The organism is Massilia aurea, from assembly GCF_024753205.1.
GTDB lineage: Bacteria > Pseudomonadota > Gammaproteobacteria > Burkholderiales > Burkholderiaceae_D > Telluria > Telluria aurea.
In genome coordinates, this window is sequence record NZ_JANUGZ010000005.1 from 222,921 (window position 1) to 242,113 (window position 19,193).

At 61.8% G+C, this 19,193-nt stretch carries 28 protein-coding genes; 20 read left to right on the plus strand and 8 right to left on the minus strand.

Annotated features, from left to right (window positions below):
* The 6 genes from NX775_RS20285 to NX775_RS20310 all read right to left on the minus strand — a co-directional run bounded on the left by NX775_RS20285 (position 1) and on the right by NX775_RS20310 (position 3,840).
* A complete protein-coding gene (locus tag NX775_RS20285) occupies positions 1–474 on the minus strand; it encodes a hypothetical protein (protein ID WP_258837602.1) in 474 nt (157 codons plus the stop codon).
* On the minus strand, positions 471–662 hold the full coding sequence (locus tag NX775_RS20290) for a hypothetical protein (RefSeq protein ID WP_258837603.1): 192 nt from the start codon (positions 660–662) through the stop codon (positions 471–473). Before NX775_RS20290 ends, NX775_RS20285 begins: the two co-directional genes overlap by 4 nt.
* A gap of 429 nt (positions 663–1,091) precedes the next feature.
* A complete protein-coding gene (locus NX775_RS20295; RefSeq protein ID WP_258837604.1) occupies positions 1,092–1,862 on the minus strand; it encodes a DUF1828 domain-containing protein in 771 nt (256 codons plus the stop codon).
* A complete protein-coding gene (locus NX775_RS20300) occupies positions 1,859–2,383 on the minus strand; it encodes a hypothetical protein (RefSeq protein WP_258837605.1) in 525 nt (174 codons plus the stop codon). The genes NX775_RS20295 and NX775_RS20300 overlap by 4 nt, the downstream gene beginning before the upstream one ends.
* 45 nt (positions 2,384–2,428) lie before the next feature.
* Positions 2,429–2,770 (minus strand): hypothetical protein, encoded by a 342-nt coding sequence (locus NX775_RS20305; protein ID WP_258837606.1) that lies wholly within the window; start codon positions 2,768–2,770, stop codon positions 2,429–2,431.
* 290 nt (positions 2,771–3,060) lie between these two features.
* Positions 3,061–3,840: a LexA family transcriptional regulator gene (locus NX775_RS20310; protein WP_258837607.1), complete on the minus strand. Its 780-nt coding sequence runs from the start codon at positions 3,838–3,840 to the stop codon at positions 3,061–3,063.
* 83 nt (positions 3,841–3,923) lie between these two features.
* On the opposite strand from NX775_RS20310, the gene NX775_RS20315 reads away from it, so the two are divergent.
* The 9 genes from NX775_RS20315 (at position 3,924) to NX775_RS20355 (ending at position 8,953) form a co-directional block, all read left to right on the plus strand.
* On the plus strand, positions 3,924–4,160 hold the full coding sequence (locus NX775_RS20315; protein ID WP_258837608.1) for a helix-turn-helix transcriptional regulator: 237 nt from the start codon (positions 3,924–3,926) through the stop codon (positions 4,158–4,160).
* Between the two features lie 72 nt (positions 4,161–4,232).
* Positions 4,233–4,673: a phage regulatory CII family protein gene (locus tag NX775_RS20320; RefSeq protein WP_258837609.1), complete on the plus strand. Its 441-nt coding sequence runs from the start codon at positions 4,233–4,235 to the stop codon at positions 4,671–4,673.
* On the plus strand, positions 4,670–5,149 hold the full coding sequence (locus NX775_RS20325; protein ID WP_258837610.1) for a hypothetical protein: 480 nt from the start codon (positions 4,670–4,672) through the stop codon (positions 5,147–5,149). Before NX775_RS20320 ends, NX775_RS20325 begins: the two co-directional genes overlap by 4 nt.
* Complete coding sequence (locus tag NX775_RS20330; protein ID WP_258837611.1) at positions 5,146–5,400, plus strand: hypothetical protein; 255 nt, start codon at positions 5,146–5,148, stop codon at positions 5,398–5,400. The genes NX775_RS20325 and NX775_RS20330 overlap by 4 nt, the downstream gene beginning before the upstream one ends.
* Positions 5,400–6,341 (plus strand): hypothetical protein, encoded by a 942-nt coding sequence (locus NX775_RS20335; RefSeq protein WP_258837612.1) that lies wholly within the window; start codon positions 5,400–5,402, stop codon positions 6,339–6,341. Before NX775_RS20330 ends, NX775_RS20335 begins: the two co-directional genes overlap by 1 nt.
* A 23-nt stretch (positions 6,342–6,364) precedes the next feature.
* A complete protein-coding gene (locus tag NX775_RS20340; RefSeq protein ID WP_258837613.1) occupies positions 6,365–7,087 on the plus strand; it encodes a phage antirepressor KilAC domain-containing protein in 723 nt (240 codons plus the stop codon).
* Positions 7,084–7,818, plus strand: coding sequence for a DNA-methyltransferase (locus tag NX775_RS20345; protein ID WP_258837614.1), 735 nt, complete (start codon positions 7,084–7,086; stop codon positions 7,816–7,818). Before NX775_RS20340 ends, NX775_RS20345 begins: the two co-directional genes overlap by 4 nt.
* Entirely contained in the window at positions 7,815–8,036 is a 222-nt protein-coding gene (locus tag NX775_RS20350) for a hypothetical protein (RefSeq protein WP_258837615.1), read from the plus strand. The genes NX775_RS20345 and NX775_RS20350 overlap by 4 nt, the downstream gene beginning before the upstream one ends.
* Complete coding sequence (locus NX775_RS20355) at positions 8,033–8,953, plus strand: DNA cytosine methyltransferase (protein WP_258837616.1); 921 nt, start codon at positions 8,033–8,035, stop codon at positions 8,951–8,953. Before NX775_RS20350 ends, NX775_RS20355 begins: the two co-directional genes overlap by 4 nt.
* 26 nt (positions 8,954–8,979) lie before the next feature.
* On the opposite strand, the gene NX775_RS20360 is transcribed toward NX775_RS20355, so the two are convergent.
* Positions 8,980–9,213 (minus strand): hypothetical protein, encoded by a 234-nt coding sequence (locus NX775_RS20360; protein ID WP_258837617.1) that lies wholly within the window; start codon positions 9,211–9,213, stop codon positions 8,980–8,982.
* 62 nt (positions 9,214–9,275) lie between these two features.
* Between NX775_RS20360 and NX775_RS20365 the strand changes: the two genes are divergently transcribed.
* Entirely contained in the window at positions 9,276–9,854 is a 579-nt protein-coding gene (locus NX775_RS20365) for a recombination protein NinG (RefSeq protein ID WP_258837618.1), read from the plus strand.
* 40 nt (positions 9,855–9,894) lie between these two features.
* On the opposite strand, the gene NX775_RS20370 is transcribed toward NX775_RS20365, so the two are convergent.
* Positions 9,895–10,290: a response regulator gene (locus NX775_RS20370; protein WP_258837619.1), complete on the minus strand. Its 396-nt coding sequence runs from the start codon at positions 10,288–10,290 to the stop codon at positions 9,895–9,897.
* 881 nt (positions 10,291–11,171) lie between these two features.
* Here NX775_RS20370 and NX775_RS20375 point away from each other — a divergent pair.
* The 10 genes from NX775_RS20375 (at position 11,172) to NX775_RS20420 (ending at position 19,119) form a co-directional block, all read left to right on the plus strand.
* Positions 11,172–11,834, plus strand: a complete 663-nt coding sequence (locus tag NX775_RS20375) for a hypothetical protein (RefSeq protein ID WP_258837620.1) — start codon at positions 11,172–11,174, stop codon at positions 11,832–11,834.
* Between the two features lie 480 nt (positions 11,835–12,314).
* Positions 12,315–12,536 carry a hypothetical protein gene (locus NX775_RS20380; RefSeq protein ID WP_258837621.1) on the plus strand — a complete coding sequence of 74 codons (222 nt, stop codon included), beginning with the start codon at positions 12,315–12,317 and terminating at the stop codon, positions 12,534–12,536.
* Positions 12,533–12,850 (plus strand): HNH endonuclease, encoded by a 318-nt coding sequence (locus NX775_RS20385; protein ID WP_258837622.1) that lies wholly within the window; start codon positions 12,533–12,535, stop codon positions 12,848–12,850. The genes NX775_RS20380 and NX775_RS20385 overlap by 4 nt, the downstream gene beginning before the upstream one ends.
* A 111-nt stretch (positions 12,851–12,961) precedes the next feature.
* Positions 12,962–13,426: a terminase small subunit gene (locus NX775_RS20390; protein ID WP_258837623.1), complete on the plus strand. Its 465-nt coding sequence runs from the start codon at positions 12,962–12,964 to the stop codon at positions 13,424–13,426.
* Positions 13,427–15,106 (plus strand): terminase large subunit, encoded by a 1,680-nt coding sequence (locus NX775_RS20395; RefSeq protein ID WP_258837624.1) that lies wholly within the window; start codon positions 13,427–13,429, stop codon positions 15,104–15,106.
* The gene (locus NX775_RS20400; protein WP_258837625.1) at positions 15,106–16,413 is read left to right on the plus strand and encodes a phage portal protein; all 1,308 of its coding nucleotides are present in this window, start codon (positions 15,106–15,108) and stop codon (positions 16,411–16,413) included. The genes NX775_RS20395 and NX775_RS20400 overlap by 1 nt, the downstream gene beginning before the upstream one ends.
* Positions 16,364–17,116: a head maturation protease, ClpP-related gene (locus NX775_RS20405; protein ID WP_258837626.1), complete on the plus strand. Its 753-nt coding sequence runs from the start codon at positions 16,364–16,366 to the stop codon at positions 17,114–17,116. The genes NX775_RS20400 and NX775_RS20405 overlap by 50 nt, the downstream gene beginning before the upstream one ends.
* Positions 17,117–17,209: 93 nt before the next feature.
* Entirely contained in the window at positions 17,210–18,457 is a 1,248-nt protein-coding gene (locus NX775_RS20410) for a phage major capsid protein (protein WP_258837627.1), read from the plus strand.
* A 48-nt stretch (positions 18,458–18,505) separates the two neighbouring features.
* Entirely contained in the window at positions 18,506–18,835 is a 330-nt protein-coding gene (locus tag NX775_RS20415; RefSeq protein WP_258837628.1) for a hypothetical protein, read from the plus strand.
* A gap of 17 nt (positions 18,836–18,852) precedes the next feature.
* The gene (locus NX775_RS20420) at positions 18,853–19,119 is read left to right on the plus strand and encodes a hypothetical protein (protein ID WP_258837629.1); all 267 of its coding nucleotides are present in this window, start codon (positions 18,853–18,855) and stop codon (positions 19,117–19,119) included.
* Positions 19,120–19,193 lie beyond the last annotated feature (74 nt).

Genomic DNA, 19,193 nt, shown 5'->3' on the forward strand with positions numbered 1-19,193 from the left:
TCATTTCGTTTTCGGGCGCGCAGCAACCCGGCGGCGGGCCGGTGCGCGGGTAGGGTTGAGCGCGGCAGCCTCGTCGCGCTTCTCGGTCAGCATCTGGATGGCAGCACGCACGATCGCGGCCATGGTCGCGGCCTGGTGGTCGGGGTGCGCACCGTAGTGCTCGACGATGCCGCGGCGCCCGGGGCCGTAGCCGACGGTGACCGTGCATTCCTCCAAGTCGTGCTTGATGTTCAACGCGTGCTTGATGGCCAGGGCGCCGGCAGCGCGCGGGTGGCGGCGCCACTTCGGCAGGATCTCGCTGGTGCGGATGCCGCTACCGCTGCCGATGTGACCCGTCATCAGGTAGACGTTCGAGTCGATCGACAGGCCCAGGCCGCCGGGCGTCGAGGTGCGCACACGCAGGTCGAGCCGCGCGACCTCGCGCTCCTCGGCGATCGCCTTCTTCAGGTAGTCCTGATCGTACTGCTGGGTCATGCGAAGGCCCATCCCGACGTCAGTGCCATGGCGCTGTACTCGGCAGCACGTTGCTGCTCCGTCCGGTAGCGCAGTGGCCCAGCCGGCAGCGAGCGGCGGCCGAGCTCGTTGCAGATCTCCAGGCGGCGCGGGCAGCCGATGGATGCCACCAGGCCAGCACACTGCAGTTCGGTAGTTTTGCGTTTCATGATCTTCTCCAGTCGTGCCGCTCAGCGGCTGTGTTGTTGGTGTGGCGGCTGCCAGGCCTCGTACTTCAGAGACGATGCAGGCGCCTGAGTCCTGCCAGCTACCACACAGCGCGACTCGGTCCCTTGAATTACTGATGGTTGGTCGTATGCTTCCCAAGCCGCGCTGTGTGGTCACCTCATCGGTGAGCGCATATTTCTATATTAGTCCGACTAATTAAGTATGTCAACAGTCGGACTGATATTCGAACGAAAATATCCTTACTCGAATGGTCGAGCGAAAAAATACCCGCGCTGGGCGGGTGAGGCGTAAAAACAAGAGCCACCCGAAGGTGGCTAGATTGTTGCTACAGTGGGTTGCAATCCCTGGTCCTTTGAGGTCGTCCGAGGCAGGACTTAAGCTCGATCCCGGAGCAAGGCAATGACTTCGCGCTACACGGCCAAGCCGGTACGCCGCAGCTCAGCAATCCCGTCAATAGTGATGACCTTTGCTGCGCCACCAAGGAAGCTAGCAGCTCGTCCAAATTCGACCGGAGTAGCACCTCGCTCGATTACAGCGATTCGATTTGAAACGTTTGAGGCTGCTTTGACGTCAAACAATTTACCGTGGAACTCGTACACGCTCGGCCAGTTGACCTTGCCGTTCTCCATCGCAACAGGCTGAACGTAGATTTGCTGCCCGCTCTTCGGACTCACGATCGCCGCCGGGAATTCGATGGTGTGGCCGCTGATGCCCTGGACTTTCGCTTGCCGGATGATCTGGTCAGCACCAAGCTGAGCCTCCAGTTCTTTAACGACGGTCGCCTGGAACTTCGCCTGTGCGAACTTTGGCTGCCAAGATTTCGTCTTGAACGAAAGCGCAAGAGCCAGCTTAGCGGCGTCCCATAACGCTCGCTGCAAGAGGGCAATCGGCCCACTGGATTCAATACTCCAGTCCTCTGCGAATGTTGCCAGTGTCACGCCGGTCGTCTGGTTAAGGGACTCAAGGCGATTTTTCCTTAGTGCGATGCCCATTTGTTCTGCGTATATAGCAGTCTCGCAAGCATCCGTGATGTAAAAGCTATCAGGGCTTGGTTGTGCGATATAGAAGGCGACGTGTGGCCCGCTTTCGCCCAAGGTGAACGGCGCTGTCGCGCGTATGGAAGCCTGCCCGGAGGGCTGGCAACGCCATTGCGTGATCGATTCGAGGGCAGCGCAGTTCATAAGAGTTGCTCGTTTTGCCCCTTCAAGGGGTGTAAGAATGGTCCGTTTAGATAGAGGTTAACACGTTCGCAAAATTTAGCAATCGCGTCATGCAGTTCGAGGATAGGTGGCTCAATTGGCTCAACGTAATTAGCTCCCGCAACCGTCCATATGTGCTCATGGGTGTGCGAAGTGATGACAGTCCCGGAGTAGGGAAGCCCCGCAACAATGGCGTTCGTATGCGTCTGGTCTGGATTCGTGTCTATCCCGTATGTCCGATAGTTGCGGAGCCAGATTGAGACATAGAAGGCCTCGGGTATCTCGATTTCTGCCGCGCCGCGTCGCTTAATTGTGCGCCTCCTAAATTGAGCGCGAAAATCTACCTCTTCGGAAATCTCCGAGCCTAGATAACACCTGCTCTCGAACTTAGCCCACCCAGCTGATTTTTTGCTTGGACTAGGAACCCATTCCATTTCTCGGACAATGGCTTTCTTGAGCGCCATAAACGCTTTTACATCTTCGCAACTCGGCTTAGGATCCATCTTATTTCGTTATTATCATGCGGCATCCAGGCGTACCGTAGCGCCTTAAGGGGTGACTGGCTTCGCTGCAGCCTGCTTGCAAAGTTCGGGCACAGATTCTTTAGGCACCCCTTTTGATTCGAGTACGCGCTCGATCCTAGTGACTTGACCCATGCACTGATCGAAATCCGCTTGGGCATTTGGGTATGGCTTGGGTCCGCGCCCTCCAATGTTCTCGATCGTTTGGTCCAAATATTCGCCGGCAGCCTTGCGCGCTTTGCAAACCTCGACTGTCACGTCAACTGTCGACATATCTTTCATCTCCTGATAGTCGAGTGCCACGCACGTTCCCGCCAACGCTGGAATCGAAAGAAGGATGAAGGCGGATCCCGCCACAAGGTTTTTCATGAGCGCTCCTGGAAATAGAATTTAAAATGGCAAGTCAGGTTCTTCTGGTAAATGCAAGTCGCGCCAGATCAAGTCCGGGGACGCGAGGATATCTGCGGGTGCATGCAGCCCCCGCACACGGATGCCTGTAGGCGTTTCCCAGTCCGGCGTGATCATCGCGATATTCACTCCCGAAAAGTGTTTGGCAACCCGCTCCAGCACGTCGACCGCGCGAGGCCCGTCGAACTCCGAGGGGTCAACCTCTGCGGCTACGAAAGTTCCGAGCCAATCGGCGACGGCGAACCTTCTATTCACTTCATCCGCCCAGACACTACTCGGCCAGGCTGATAAACGACCTTACCAATGACGTCGGAATCCGGTGTGCGGAACGGCTTCGGCTCGAAGGTAGGGTTGAACGAGCGCATGTACCACTGTTGGCGCTCGAAGACCATTTGCTTGACGGCGGGCTTGCCTTCGCAGTTCACGGCGTAGACCTCGCCCGACACGAGCTTGCGATCGGCAACGTTGAGCACGATGGTGTCACCGTCGGCGAAGACCGGAATCATGCTCAGACCGCGCACCTTGACGGCCAGCAGGCACTGCGGCGCCCAATTTTCGGATTCGACAGCTTCGCGCGGGATCTGGATCACGCCGCCATCCTCAAACTCGAGGTCGGCTTCAAACCCAGGCACGCCCGCCTCAACGCGCATGGTCACCATCGGCACCGAAATCAGGCCACTCGGGTCGGGCTCGTCCAAGGAGACCTGGCTTGCCCGGCGGAGCATCGCGCTGGAGTCGACTGGATCAGCCGGCCCGGCATATCTTCCGATCTGTTCTGCCAAGGTGGCGCTGAATTCGGCCACAGGCTTGCCGATCAGGTTCGCGAACTTGGTCGCGGCATCGATGTTCAGCGGTATACGGCCGTTCAGATACTGGCTCAGCGAGCTCTGGTTGAATCCGAGCTTTTCGCTGATCGCTTCTTGAGACGAAGGAAGTCCCGCATCGCGCTGGGCTCTCTGCCAGGTGGCGAAATGTTGCTTCAGGCGAGCAGCGTCGTCGAGCTGCTCTTGGGTAAGTGGTTGGGCAGGCATGCGCGCGAGAATATAAGTGAAACTAATGAAAAGCAATTAGTCAGACTGTTGACATCAGCTATTAGTCGGACTAATATAGGTGAATGAACTCGATCAAACTCCTCCGGGAACGCCTCGGCGTGACCCAAGAAGCAATGGCCGCCGGCATCGGTGTCACCCAAGGCAACGTCTCAAATTACGAGCGAGGGCAGCAGATGCCGCCGGAAGTGGCCCGAAAGCTGATCACCTACGCGCACGGCCTCGGCCACGCGATCACGTTCGACGACGTCTACGGCCCGCTGCCGGCGCTGCCTCGCTGTCGACCCGCTAAAACGAAGTGATATCGAAGTTTCCATAACTGCATTGTCGCGCTCAAAAACTTTCCACGCACCATTTGTTTGCAGGAACATCACATGAACTACAAAGACGCCTTTTACAAGACCGTGCACGACACCCCTGGCGGCTGTGAGGCGCTGGCCGTGCGCATGGGTTACACCGCCGGCCTGCTGCGCAACAAGGCCAACCCGAACAGCACGACCAACGTGCTGACGATGGACGACGCATCGCGGGTGATGGAGCTGACGGAGGATTACGCGGTGCTGCACGCGCTGGCGCGCCGCCACGGCTTCGTGTGCACGAAGATCGACGCGCAGCCGGCGAGCGACATGGCGGTGCTGGAGTCGGTCACGGACATCTGGGGCAGCCTGGGCCAGGTCGGCACCCTCGTGCACACCGCGCTTGCCGACGGCCGCATCGACTCCAACGAAGTGCAGCACATCGAGAAAGCGATCTTCGTTTCGATCCGCCCGATGATGGAGCTGCTGGCGCGCCTGAATGGGATGGCTGAAAAATGATTACCTTCATTCCAAAACGCGGCAGCGTGGAACTGCGCAACGCCATCCTCGACTGCATTGGCGCCGGCATGCATCGCACGGCCGAGATTGCCAAGCACCTGAACGTGAAGTCTGATCAAGTCTCGACGCGCCTGGACTACCTGCGCACCCTGGGCCTGATCCACGCGGGGAGGGTTGATGACTCCAAGCGCGGCGGTTTCGTCAACAACTGGCAGCTGGGCCCAGGGCCGGGAGATCAAGCCTCGTACGACGCGAAAGACCTGCCGCGCCGCCGCGCCACCGATGAGCGCCGCGTCATCTTGAGTTCCGCTTATCCGGCCATCGATCGTCGCGACCCGCTGGTGACTGCGCTGTTCGGAGCACCGGCGGCCGAGCGCCGCGCGCAGCAGCAAAGCGCACCGTGCTGCACCCGCTGCCACATGGAGCAGGGCACCGGGCACCAGGCCGGCTGCATCGTTGCGATGGTGGCTGCATGACACGAGTTGTCGCCATCCAGAAATGGCTGGGCCAAGGCGGTGACCCGCTGGCGCCCGAAGCCATTCAATTCACCACACGGCCGGCGAAGAGCTGCCGCGGCTGCCTGTTCCAAAAACAGCACTCATCCATCTGCAACCGCGCGTGCCAGATCGCCCAGCGCGCCGAACTGGACCACTGCGAGCGCGGCTTCATTTACGTGGAGAAGCCGGTGAACGCGCGCCAGTTTTCGATCATCGAGGGGGCGCACTGATGGCCAACGGTATCGACTGGTTCCGCTGGCACCACGGCAGCGTGAACGATCCGAAGTTCGGCCTGGTCGCCCGGAAGGCTGCTGCGCGCGTCGGTGACGTGATCGCCGTATGGGCACTGATCCTCGAGCAGGCCAGCGCGAACACTGAGCGCGGCCTGTTCGGCGCAATCGACTGCGAGGCAACCGACTTCCTGCTCGGCGCCGACGACGGCACCACGGCCCGCATCTTGGAAGCGATGCAGGGCCGCGCGCTGGTCGATGGCGAACGCGTCACCCGATGGGAAGAGCGTCAGCCAAAGCGTGAGCGCGTGGACACAACGGCTGCAGAGCGCAAGCGTCAACAACGTGAGCGTGACAGTGCAAACACTGGTGCTGATGCTGGTGTCACGTCAGGTCACGCCATGTCACGCCAAGTCACGCCTAGAGAAGAGGAGAGAAGAGAAGAGAAGAACAACGACGACAGCGCGAGCGCTGCGGCTGGCGCCGATGTCGTCGTCGTCGATCCTGACCCTGCCGAGCCCGACAGCCCACGAGCCGCCGCGATGCCGCCTCGCGAAGACCTGCCGGAAAGCACTGACCCTGCGGTCGTCCTGTCGGTGGCTCTGCGCAAGCTGGGCGTCAACGCGACGTTCACGCATCCGACCGTGCAGGACTGGTCGACCCGCAAGGTCCCGATGGCGGTGCTGCACGCCGCCGTTGCCACGGCCCGCGAGCAGAAGGGCCCCGACGCCAAGATCCCGCCGAACTACCTGGTCCGCATCGTCGAGGATCTGCTCAACCCGCCGCCGGCAGCGCAGGGATACGGCAAGCCGCCCGCCGCGCCGATCCAGATCCGCAAGCCGCAGGGCAATGAGCCGAAAGGCACGGACGAAAGCTACGACGAGTGGCAAGCCCGGGTTGACGCGCACGAGGCCGCGCGGCGGAAGGCCCTGAACCCATGACCACGAACACCACTGGAGGCAACATGCTGACCCTGCAAAACCCTGGCGCTGCCGAAACGACGATGTCAAGCCGCGAGATCGCTGACCTGGTCGAGAAGCGGCACGACAACGTGCTTCGGACCGTCGAAACCTTGGCAGCGCGTGGCGCGATCACACTCCCTCAATTTGAGGAAGTCTCGAGCGACGGCCCGGGCCCGCGCGCCATCGGCCAATACCGGATCGGCAAGCGCGATTCGTACGTGGTGGTCGCGCAGCTGTCGCCCGAGTTCACCGCTCGCCTGGTCGACCGTTGGCAAGAGCTGGAAGCGCAGGCGCAGGCGCTGGCCGTCCCGCAGTCGTTCGCCGCGGCGCTGCGTCTGGCCGCCGAGCAGCAGGATGTGATCGACGCGCAGGCCGCCCAGCTCGCCGCTGCAGCGCCGGCCTTGGACTTCGTCGAGCGTTACGCCGACTCGACCGGCACGAAGAGCTTCCGCCAGGTGGCCAAGCTGCTCGGAGTGAAAGAGCCGGAATTCCGCCGGTTCCTGCACAGCCAGAAGATCATGTACCCGCTGGGAGGGGAGTGGACCCCGCATGCGCATCACATCGACGCCGGCCGTTTCTGCGTCAAGGCCGGCACGGCGCAGGTCAGCGGGCACGCCTACAACGCCGCTCGCTTCACTCCGAAGGGCGTGACCTGGATTGCGGGCGAGTGGGCAAAGCACCAGGTGGCGCTGCGCCAGCGCGCGGGCGCCGAGGTGGCCGCATGATGCCGGTGACCCTGATGCTGGGCGACTGCCTGGAGCGCATGCGCGAGATCGAGAGCGGTACCGTCGACCTGGTGCTGGCCGATCTGCCATACGGCACCACGCGCTGCTCCTGGGATTCGATCATCCCCCTGGCGCCGCTGTGGGAGCAGTACTGCCGCGTGCTCAAGAAGCGAGGCGCAGTACTGCTCACCGCGATGCAGCCGTTCACCAGCACGCTGGTCATGAGCAAGCCCGACTGGTTCCGGTACGACTGGGTGTGGGAGAAGGGTAACGCGACCGGTTTCCTGAATGCGAAGAAGCAGCCGCTGCGCGCGCACGAGTCGGTGCTGGTGTTCTGCGCTGGCCAGCCGACATACAACCCGCAGTTCACGCAGGGCCACGCCCGGAAGAAGACGTCGCGGCGCACGGTCAACAGCGAATGCTACGGGAAGGCGATCAAGCTGACGGAATACGACTCGACCAGCCGCTACCCGCGCAGCGTGCAACCGTTCTCCAGCGATAAGCAGCGAGGCAACTACCACCCGACCCAGAAGCCCGTCGCGCTGATGGACTACCTGGTGCGCACCTATTCGAACCCGGGCGACGTGGTGCTGGACAACGCGATGGGTAGCGGTACCGCCGGCGTGGCCTGCCGCAATACGGGGCGCACGTTCATCGGCATCGAGCAGGACCCTGTGCACTTCGCCACCGCCCAGCAACGCATCTTGCTGCCATGGGAGCTCGCCGCATGACCACCGCCCACGACCCCTGCGCCATGTGCGAGCGATTCAAGGCGACGTTGCGCACCGACCTGGCGCCCGGCTATGGCTGGTGCACGGCATGGGACCGCGCAACCCCGTGGAACGGCCAGATCGGCGTGCTGTTCAAGGAAGCGCGCGACCGGGCGCCGCGTGCGCGGTATGTGGCGCAGCAGCAGGCCATCGACGAAAAACAGAAAGAGGCAGCATGAAAGCAATCGACCTATTCGCTGGCGCTGGCGGCTTCAGCACGGGCGCCAGCATGGCCGGCGTCGACGTCGTGTGGGCCGCGAACCACTGGCCGGCAGCCGTGGCGATCCACGAGCAGAACCACCCGGGCGCCGCGCACCTGTGCCAGGACCTGCAGCAGGCCAACTGGCGCGACGTGCCTGCGCACGACATCCTGCTCGCATCGCCGTGCTGCCAGGGGCACAGCAAGGCGCGCGGCAAGGCCAACGGCAACCCGCAGCACGACGCCAGCCGTTCGACCGCTTGGGCCGTCGTGTCGGCCGCCGAGTACCACCGCCCGGCCTTCGCTGTCATCGAGAACGTGCCCGAGTTCACGCGCTGGGCGCTGTACCCGGCCTGGTGCGCCGCGATGGACGCGCTGGGCTACGCGCTGACGCCGATGATCGTCGACGCGGCCGATCACGGCACGCCGCAGCACCGCGAGCGTTTGTTCATCGTCGCTGCGCGCGCCGCGCATCCGCTGATGATCAGCCTGGAGAAGCGCGCACACGTGCCGGCCAGCAGCTTCATCGACTTTGGCGCCGGGAGCTGGCAACCGATCGAGAAGCCCGGCCGCGCCGCAGCGACATTGCGCCGCGTGCAGGCGGGCCGTCGCGCGCACGGCGACCGCTTCGTGATGCCGTACTACGGAGGCGGATCGGGCCTGACCGGGCGATGCCTGAACCGGCCACTCGGCACCGTCACCACGCGGGACCGCTGGGGCGTTGTCGACGGCGATCGCACACGCATGCTCACCGCGCAGGAGTGCCGCGCGGCGATGGGATTCCCTGACACCTACATCCTGCCCGCCAAGCATACCGACGCCGTGCACATGCTCGGTAACGCCGTGTGCCCGCCAGCCGCGCGCGACGTCATCACCGCGATGCTGAAGGCCGCGTGATGCTATCAAGTGTCCAAGTGAATCACTCAGCCCGACAGTCTCGGCATTCGTCTGCCACGAACCACCGACTTTGCAATTTCAATTGCCGCAGTTTTTGCATCAGCAGGGTCTTTGTAGGCTTCGCCAACCACGCCAAAGATCGTTTGCACGCCTGGTCTGCGAACACGGAAGTATCCGACGGATCTGTCCCTAAAAGTGCGGTGCGGGGCTGTTGCCCACTCGATCAGATGGCCGTCATACATGCCGTCAATGGAGTACATCAGATTTCGTCCGTACTCAACCCTGCCCATCACTATTCTCCTAAATGCGAAGGAATCGTAGCATGATCCGCTCCCCCATCTCCCGCACTGGTACCCTCAAGCCCGCGCGCACCCGCAAGTGCGCCGTCAAAGGCTGCGGCAACCGTTTCCAGCCGCGCAACATGACGCACAAGGTGTGCGGCCCGGAATGCGGTGCTGTGTTCGCCGTGGCCGAGCGGCAGCGCCTGGACTCCAAGCAAACCCGCGAAGCCAAGGCGAAGCTGAAAACGCGCACCGAGCATCTGGCCGACGCCCAGGCCGTGTTCAACCGGTACATCCGGGCACGCGACCAGGCGCTGCCGTGCATCAGCTGCGGCCGGCATCACACCGGCGCGTGGGATGCCGGGCACTATCGCTCGGTCGGCGCTCAGCCGGCGCTCCGCTTCCACGAGGACAACACGCACAAGCAATGCGTGCCCTGCAACCAGCACAAGGGCGGCAACGCCATCGAGTACCGCATCGGCCTGCGCACGCGCATCGGTGACGAGCGGCTGGAGTTTCTGGAGCGCGAGCACCCGCCGGCGAAATACACGATTGAGGACGCCAAGCGTATCAAGGACAAATACGCGGCTAAACTTAAGCAGATGAAGAGGGAGCCTTAACGTTCCTTGGAAACAATCGGACCAAGTAGGCGGCAAATTGTCATGAAAGCTTAGTTTGAAACGGCGTCAAGGCTCGGCACAAAGCGTCGCGGAATCTCTCCGGGTCTGAATCCTTGACCACATAACCTGAAGTGCCGAGTTGCTCAGTATGAGCACGATCTTCAGGGTTCACCGACCCTGACAAAATGATTACCGGGGTAGCGGTGTTTTTAGGATCTGAGCGGAACATGGTCAGAAATTCTATGCCGCTGACTACCCTTAGCTTAAGATCAAGCAGAATTAGTGCAATTTTTTGGTCTACTGCTAAATGCCATAACGCAACACCACCGTCTACAGCGTGAACGACTTCATTATGCAAGTCGCAACGTTTTAACGCGTGGATTGTGAGTTCAGCGTCGAGGAGAGAGTCTTCGATCAACAATATCTTTTGGCTCATGCCGACATGATATCAGTTAGCAGCGAGGAGAATCTGGCATTGCGCCTGATGTAACCTGCTGAGCACTTCGAGGGCGGAAGCAATCACCCGGCAAGCTTGCTGATACTCACCGATTTGGCGCAATCAACGTGCCAGGGAAATTCGTAGCGGCACTCGCCGTTCTTCTGAAGTTGGAACCCAGCCAGGATGGCATCCAAAGCCGTCTCGTTCGTATTCAAGAGCGCGCCAGAGCGCCAGGAGAGTCGATGGGCCTCTCAAAACAGCAGTGAGGCCAGAGTAGCGAAGAGATTTCGCATGTGAGTGGACGATGTCGCACTCTGTTATTAGGATAACGGTCGCGGTTCGTAGAAAGCTTTTAAGTTCGCCGGCAAAGGACCGTCTCTCACTTAAGCGAGTAGGGGCTGAAATCAGGATTACGTCGATACCGCACATTCTGACGATGTTCAATGCTCTAGCAGATGTTGATGCAATGAACGTGGCGTAGCCAAGTAGCTTCAGCTGTATCTGAAGCGTGGATGCGCGCACCGGGTCGTCCTCGACTACGAGAGCAATTTTCATTCGGAAATGCCCTTAATTTTAGTCAACACTCAATGCTATACGAATAGTCGTAAATACGTAACCGAGCAAGGCGCTGCTCGTATGTAGGATGGGGACTACGCCAGAGCCGGATCGTCGGCGCTGCGAAAAGCGCAGGTGGTGCGCATCGTGCTGGAGCGGCGGTATTCAGAGACCCCGGAGGACCAGTGAAGGTGATGGCCACCGGCGGACATCCTGCCGGCTTCTATGTTGTAAACGTACCTCGTAAAAAAAAATTCAATCCGGAAATTTCTTGTTGGCATATGCTACGCTCGCTTGGTCGTCCTTTATAGAAGAGCTAAATCATGGGGTTCGTTGACCGCTATATCACCGCATTGAGCGCATCGAGCCTGCAGGACGATGAGCGCCATTGCCAAGCAGAGCCGCTTCTTGCGTCGGCGCTGGCATCGACTTCGGCAGGCGACCTAGGCGCGCTACTGCACCGTGCGAAGTACGCCGGCACGGCGACCCAGAACATGGCTCACGCGGTCGCAATGCGCGACCTGGTCGAGAAAGCGCTGGTCCATGCAATCCGGAAGAAGGACGCGAACCGCGAGGCTGATTGCCGCCAGGCGCTGCAGGGTGATGCAATTGTACTGGAGAGCGGAGTGTTGCTTTTGGCCCGTTTGCTAGCCCTATGGACGGCCGAAGTGATGAAGCGCGGCCGCGCGCGCCGATGGGTGCCAGAGAACACGGCATGGGATGCGGAAGCGGCGATCAAGCTGTACCGTACTGTCGCAGAGAATTCTCTGGCTTACTGGCTGAATGGCCTGTGCGATCCATGTGGTGGTACCGGAGTGGCGGAGGCGCGCGCATGCAAGTGCTGCGCCGGATCAGGCAAGGCCCCGCTGGTGATGGCGGCTGGGTTTGTCCGTGAACACACGCTGAACATGGTGAGCGAGTTGCACAGCATCGCCGATAGCCATGCGACCCGCGCCGGTGCCAAGCTGCGCGCGCTAGCGAACTGATGGGAATGAAAAAATGCTGTGTATACGCACAGCTTTTTCGTGTAAACTAAGCACCTACATTCTTCCGGCCTCGTAAAGTGCGCGAGAGCGCCACCGATAACCGGAACTCGCGACAGCACCCCAGCCTTTGGTGCTTTCGCACGTCTGAAGAAAAGCCTGAACCGTTAAACGTTCGGGCTTTTTCTATTTGCGGCCCACTCAGCAGATAGCTCTGAGGCACGCCGTCTCGCCCGCGTAAGGGCCACTAATCAATGCGGATGCAGCTGTATGGACACGAATCGTCTATCATACAAGCCGCGGGTGAGAGCCCCGCCGTCTGCCCCCTTTCCAGTCCTGTGCCAACAGGACCTTCGCCGCCCCTCGCATCCATGCGCCGGGGCGGTTTTTTTTCGAGGTACGCATGAGCGTCGAGTCCGAAATCATTTGGATGCGCGTGCTCGTGCAGTTCGCGCGCGAGCACCTCGCCATCTTGGGTAAACGATGAGCATGCCTGTCGAGGTCTACCGCGACCAGATCATTCGAGCTGTCACCGGCAACCAGCCGGCGATGGTATTCCGCGTGGTCGATGAGACTGCGCTCCGGCGTCTGTCCGATCGGCTTGCCGAGTCCGAGCGCGCGCATGCGCTGCTTCGTGCCAAGGGCTACGGCGGGACCGGGCTGCTGCTTGATGAGCTGGCCGCCCTGGTGCCCGACAAGCCATGAAGCTGACTGCCCTCAAGTCCCGGCTACAGACGGCAGCGCCGCGCGTCGCCACCCTGGCCGCACGCCCTGGTGTCGTGGTCGAGCGCAAGCGCGGCTATGGCGGTGTGCTGGACCGCCGCCGCATCCGGGCGCGTGACTGCGATCTGTGCCAAGAGTGTAAGCGGCAGGGCCGCACCACCATCGGCTACCCGGTCGACCACATCATCGCGCTAGCCGACGGCGGCACCGATGACGACGACAACAAGGAAACGCTGTGCGTGCCGTGCCACGACGCGAAGTCGGCACGCGAGGCACGCGCCCGCGCGCGGGGCTGACCCTCATTGCCCCGGCAGGGGGAGGGGGGGCAAAAAGCTTGGAATCATCTTTTGTCAGACACCGACTAGTTCCGCACGCGCAGAAAAAATCCCCCTTGGAGGAAATTGTTAATGGCTTTAACAGGCAAAAAGCGAGCCTTCGCCGATGCCGTTTTGGCCGGGCTCTCCAATAAGGAAGCGGCAATTCGTGCCGGCTTCAGTGAAAAAACGGCATCGGCTGCAGGGTCTCGAAATGTTAAAGACCCGGATGTTAAAGCGTACCTCGATCAGCGCCGCCAACCGGCGGCAGTCGCAGGTCCAAAGGCGCCGCCTCCGCCAGACCCCGGCGATGACACGATCGAAATTCCCCCGACCGAGGACCCGGTCGAATTCCTGACCAAAGTCATGAACGAGCCGGCGGCAGATTTGCGGCTACGAATCGACGCGGCTAAAGCGATGCTGCCCTTCAAGCACAAGAAGCTGGGCGAGGGCGGCAAGAAAGATATCAAGGCTGACGCGGCCAAGGCGGCCGGCGGCGGCAAGTTCTCGCCTACCGCGCCTCCGAAGCTGGTCGCTGCTGGTGGAAAGAAGGTCTAAATGCCCGAGTGGACAACTGCTTGCCCTGACTGGGCGGTGCGACTGCGCGCGGGCGAATCGATCATTCCCCCGCCGATCTTCCCGGATCAGGCTGAGCATGCCCTCGCGATCTTCAAGCAGCTCAAGATAGTAGACGCGCCAGGCAGCCCGACGTTCGGCGAGTCCTGCGCCGAGTGGGTCTTCGACCTGGTTCGCTGCATCTTCGGTGCCTACGATGCCGAGAGCGGCCGGCGCCTGATCGTCGAATTCTTCGTGCTGCTGCCAAAGAAGAACAGCAAGAGCACCGTCGCGGCAGGGATCATGCTGACCGCACTGATCCTGAACTGGCGGCAGTCGGCGGAATTCTCGGTGCTGGCGCCGACCGTCGAGGTGGCAAACAACGCCTACACGCCGGCGCGCGACATGGTGCAGAAGGACGACGAGCTCGACGCCCTGATGCATGTTCAGTCGCATGTGAAAACCATCACGCACCGAGAGAGCAACGCAATCCTCAAGGTGCTGGCGGCGGACCAGAACACGGTCGGCGGCAAGAAGGCCGTCGGTACGCTGGTCGACGAGTTGCACCTGTTCGGCAAAATGCCGAGCGCGGAGAACATGTTTCGTGAGGCACTGGGCGGCCTGGCGTCGCGCCCCGAGGGCTTTGTGATCTGGCTGACTACCCAGTCGGATGAGCCACCGGCGGGCGTGTTTAAGCAGAAGCTGGACTACGCGCGCAAGGTGCGCGATGGCGAGATCGTCGACCCCGCCTTCGTCCCGATCATCTTCGAGCATCCACCTGAAATGGTGGCGTCGGGCGACTGCCTGCTGCTCGAAAACATGGCAATGGTGAACCCGAACATGGGCTTCTCGGTTGACCAGTCATTCCTCGAGCGCGAGTTCAGCAAAGCGAATCTATCGGGCGGCGAATCGTTTCGCGGCTTCATGGCCAAGCACGCGAACGTCGAGATCGGCCTGAACCTTCGATCAGACCGCTGGGCCGGGGCTGACTTCTGGGAGGCTGCAGTCGACAAGACCATCACCTTGGAATCGATCATCGAACGATCCGACGTGGCTGTGGTTGGCATTGACGGCGGCGGCCTGGACGACATGCTCGGCCTGGCCGTGCTGGGCCGGGACCGCGAAACCGGGCAGTGGCTGCTGTGGTGTCACGCCTGGGTCCACGAGATTGCGCTCGAGCGGCGCAAGGAGATCGCGCCGCGGCTGCTGGACTTCCAGAAGCAGGGCGACCTCACTATCGTAAAGCGCCCAGGCGATGACGTCATGGCTGTGGCTGATCGTATTTGCCAGGTGCGTGACGCAGGTCTCCTGCCGGAAGTGAAGGGCATCGGCGTCGACGCCGCCGGAATCGGCGCAATCGTCGACGAGCTGATCACCGAAGAGCGCGACATCGACATGACGCAGATCGTCGCGATCTCACAGGGCTACAAACTGAACGGCGCTATCAAGGACACCGAGCGGAAGGTCGCCGGCGGCGAACTGCTGCACGCTGGCCGCCCGATGATGGCCTGGTGCGTCGGCAATGCGCGCATTGAAGACAAGGGCAACGCCATCTTGATCACCAAGCAGGCCAGCGGCAAGGCCAAGATCGACCCGCTGATGGCCGCATTTTGCGCGGTATCGCTGATGGCGCTGAACCCCGCCGGGGCGGCGGCGCCGGAAATTCACGTATTGGACTTTTGATGACCGGACAACTGTTGAACTTGGAGGCGACCCCGCATAAATCGCGAGTGCTTGATTCCTGGATGGCCGGTCGCGATGGCGCTGCAGAGCGCGCCGGCATCGTGGCGCTGGGCGAAAACTCCAGTGGCAGCATGTCGATGGGCGAGCTGGCCAACCTGCTGGGTGCTGCGCACCGCTCATCGTCCGGAGCGGCCGTCACCGCCGAAACGGGCATGCGCGTCTCGGCTGCCTACGGCTGCATGTCGCTCGTGGCTGGCGCAATTGCAACCCTGCCCATCGGCATCTATGAGCGTATGGGCAATGAGCGCGACTCGGCTGACCATGAATACTGGTGGATGCTCAATGAGCTGGCCAGCGATGGCTGGACGGCATCCGCAGCCTGGGAGGCGGTCATGCTGTCGAAGCTGTCGCATGGCGATGGCTTTGGCGAGTGGCTGCGGGCGAGCCCGTATAGCAATCGCGTCATCGGCTGGAAGCCGCTCAAGCGGCAGTCGGTACAGCCCTTCAAGGACGGCAAAAGTGTGTACTACCGGATCAGTCCGGACGACGGGCCGTCGTACGTCCTCGACCGCGCCGACGTCATTCATCTGCCAAGCCTGGGATTCGACGGGCTGACAAGCCCAAGTCCGCTGACATACGCGGCGCTGGAAGCGATCGGCACCGCGCTGGCAGCGCAGGAATATACAGGGAGGTTTCTCGCTGGTGGCGGCAATTTCGATTACGCGCTTAAGACCGCATCGAAACTGGACAAGGCCCAGCTAGAGCAGCTCAAGGCATCGCTCATCGCGCGCGCGCAGAACGGCGGCCGCGGCCCGTTGATTTTGTCCGGCGGTCTGGAGCCGGCCCAAGTCAGTGTGAATTCGAAGGATGCCGAGATTTTGGCCACCCGCTTATTCACGGTGGAAGAGATCTGCCGCGTCTTCGGCGTTCCGCCTGTAATGGTCGGACACGGCACTGCGGTCTCCAACTACGGGACTGGCGTGGAGCAACAAGGTATTGGCTTTACGCGCTACACCTTGCAGCGGCATTTGACGCCGATCCAGCAAGAGCTCAACAGCAAGCTCTGGCCAGTTCGCCAGCGGTACTTCGTTGAATACATCACCGCGGCGCTCGAGCGTGGCGACCTGAAAGCCCGATACGATGCTTACCGCATCGCGCTGGGCCGCGCCGGCGAAATGCCATTCATGACCGCAGACGAAGTTCGCCGCCGCGAAAACATGCCGTCCAACACGAACCTTAAAGTAAACGGAGGCACTAGTGTCGAAAAGTCTGACCAAGCTCCTGGCGAGCAACAAGAAGCGTCCTGAGCGCGTACCGCAATCCAAGATCGTGGCCAAGGCCGACGAGGTCGAGATATACATCTACGACGCGATCGTGTCGGACGAGGAGACCGCCTACTGGATGGGCGGCGTCTCGGCCGAGGCGCTGGTGCCGCAGATCCGTGACATCAAGGGCGGCACGATCCACCTGCGCATCAACAGCCCGGGCGGCGACGTGTTCGCGGCCCAGGCCATCTGCCAGGCCATCCGCGACACCGGCGCCAAGGTCATCGCGCACATCGATGGCTACGCGGCCAGTGCCGCCACCGTCATCGCCACTGCGGCCGACGAGGTCGAGATCGCCGACGGCGGCTTCTACATGATCCACAACGCCTGGACCTGGGCGATGGGCAACGCGAACGACATGACGTCGACCGCGGGCCTGCTCTCGAAAATCGACGCCTCGCTTGCTGGCCAGTACGCCAAGAAAAGCGGCATGTCGGTCGAAGACCTGCGCGCCGCCATGGACGCCGAGACCTGGTACACCGCCGAAGAGGCAGTGGCCGCTGGCCTCGTCGATCGCATCGCTGAAGGCAAGAAGGTCGAATCGTCGTGGGACATGAGCGCCTACGCGCACGCCCCGAAGGCTGCGCCGTCTGATCCTGATCCGGTCGACCCGGCCGCCACCGAAGAGCACCGCGCGCGCCAGCATCAGCGCATCGCCACGATGGCCCGCCTCCAAGTTAGCTGACGCTCTCTCGCGCCACTAAGCCAGCCACCTCCGGGTGGCTTTTTTTATGCCCAACGGCCGCGAGAGCGGACCACCCCCTTCGAAAGGTTTTACATGACCAAGCTCGCAGACCTGCGCGCACAACGCGACACCGTGGCCAAGAAAGTCCACGACCTGAACAACAAGTACCCGACTGATCAGCGCATGCCGGCAGCCGAAGCTGGCCAGCTGGACACGTTCCTGGCCGAAGTCGAGGCGATCGACATCGAGATCGCACGCGAAAACCGCATCGCGCAGCTGGCCGGCGAGACGTCGGAAGGCCAGCATGCCCTTGCACTGGCTGCTGCAACTCGCCCCGGCGGCGCGCAGACCGAAGAAACCACCGCTCTGCGCGCGATGCTCTCTGGCGGCCTGTCGGCCCTGAGCGATGATCAGCGCCGCTCGATGCGCGCCCGCGTGAGCCCGGACATTCGTGCTGCCATGTCGACCACCACCGGCTCGGAAGGCGGCTATACCGTCGCTCCGGAGTTCAGCACGACGCTGATTCAAGCCATGAAAGCCGCCTTTGCTGTGCGCAGCGTGGCTACTCAATTCCAGACCGCGACTGGCGCCCAGCTGCCGTTCCCGACCGCTGACGCCACGTCGGAAGAAGGCGAGATCGTCGGCCAAAACGCTGCCGTGACCAAGCAAGACACCAGCTTTGGCCTGGTATCGCTGGACGTGTACAAGTACTCGTCGAAGTCGATCGCATTGCCATTCGAGCTGATCCAGGATTCGTTCTTCAACATCGAGTCGTATATCCAGAATCTGCTTCAGCTGCGCCTCGGCCGCATCCAGAACCGCCACCATACCTTGGGTACCGGCACCGGCCAGCCTCGCGGCCTCGTGCCGGCAGCAGGCGCGGGCAAGGTCGGCGCAACCGGTCAGACGGTCACCATCACGTACGACGATCTGGTCGATCTGGAGCACTCGGTCGACCCGTATTACCGCCCGGCCGGTAAGTGGATGATGAACGATGACACCCTGCGGATTCTGCGGAAAGTGAAGGATCCCCAAGGTCGCCCGATCTTCGTGCCCGGCTACGAGACCGGCAACGCGGGCGGCGCCCCCGATCGCCTGTTGGGTCGCGAGATCGTCATCAACCAGCACATGCCGGTGATGGCGGCAAATGCCAAGTCGGTCCTGTTCGGTGATTTCTCGAAGTATATGGTCCGCGACGTCATGGACTTCACCCTGTTCCGCATGACCGACTCGAAGTACACCGAGAACGGCCAAGTCGGTTTCCTGGCGTTCTGCCGCTCGGGTGCAAATCTGATCGACGTCGGCGGCGCCGTGAAGTACTACCAGAACAGCGCGACCTGATCGTAACCAGTGGCCGGCTTCGGCTGGCCACTTCACCGGAGAACACCGATGGCAAAAGCAAAAACCGCAGGCACCGAGGCGACGAACTCGGATCTGCCGACAATCACGCCCACCTCGTCTGACCAGGTCGAAACGCTGGCCGATGGCGAACCGCTCCCGGACGTGGTCGATACCCCGAGCCCAGATCTGGCGCTGGATGCAAGCGAACCCGAAGCCTTGCCTGAACTGGTCAAGGCCCGCGTCCTGGCGGCCAGCGCGTACGGACAGCCCAACGACGTCATCGAGATCGATGCGACGCTGGCGAAGGCAATCCCGGACGTGGTCGATACCAGCCCGGAGGCAGTCGCTTACGCCGAATCGCTGGCGTTCGAGCAGTAACAGCAGGGCAGACCGCGATGACCCACCTGCACATGACCCCCGAGGTCTCGACGATCCGCGCGTACTCCGAGCCTGGCGGCTACGAGGCGCGCCGGCCGTATGACGGAATCATCACGGTCACCCACCTGACAAGCAGCACCGTGTATGTGCACGGCGCCGTCGGCAAGATCGACCGCGCGACGCATGCACGTGCACTGGACATGCTCCGCGAGCGCGGCATCACTACGGTGATGTACGAGCGGCGCGGGCGAATGAAAACCATCGAGCTGGAAGCAAAGACGTGAGCGCCGAGCAATAGGCCACGATGCCACGCGCCGAAATAGACGGCATCCTCGAAACCCTCAGCAAAGCAATATAA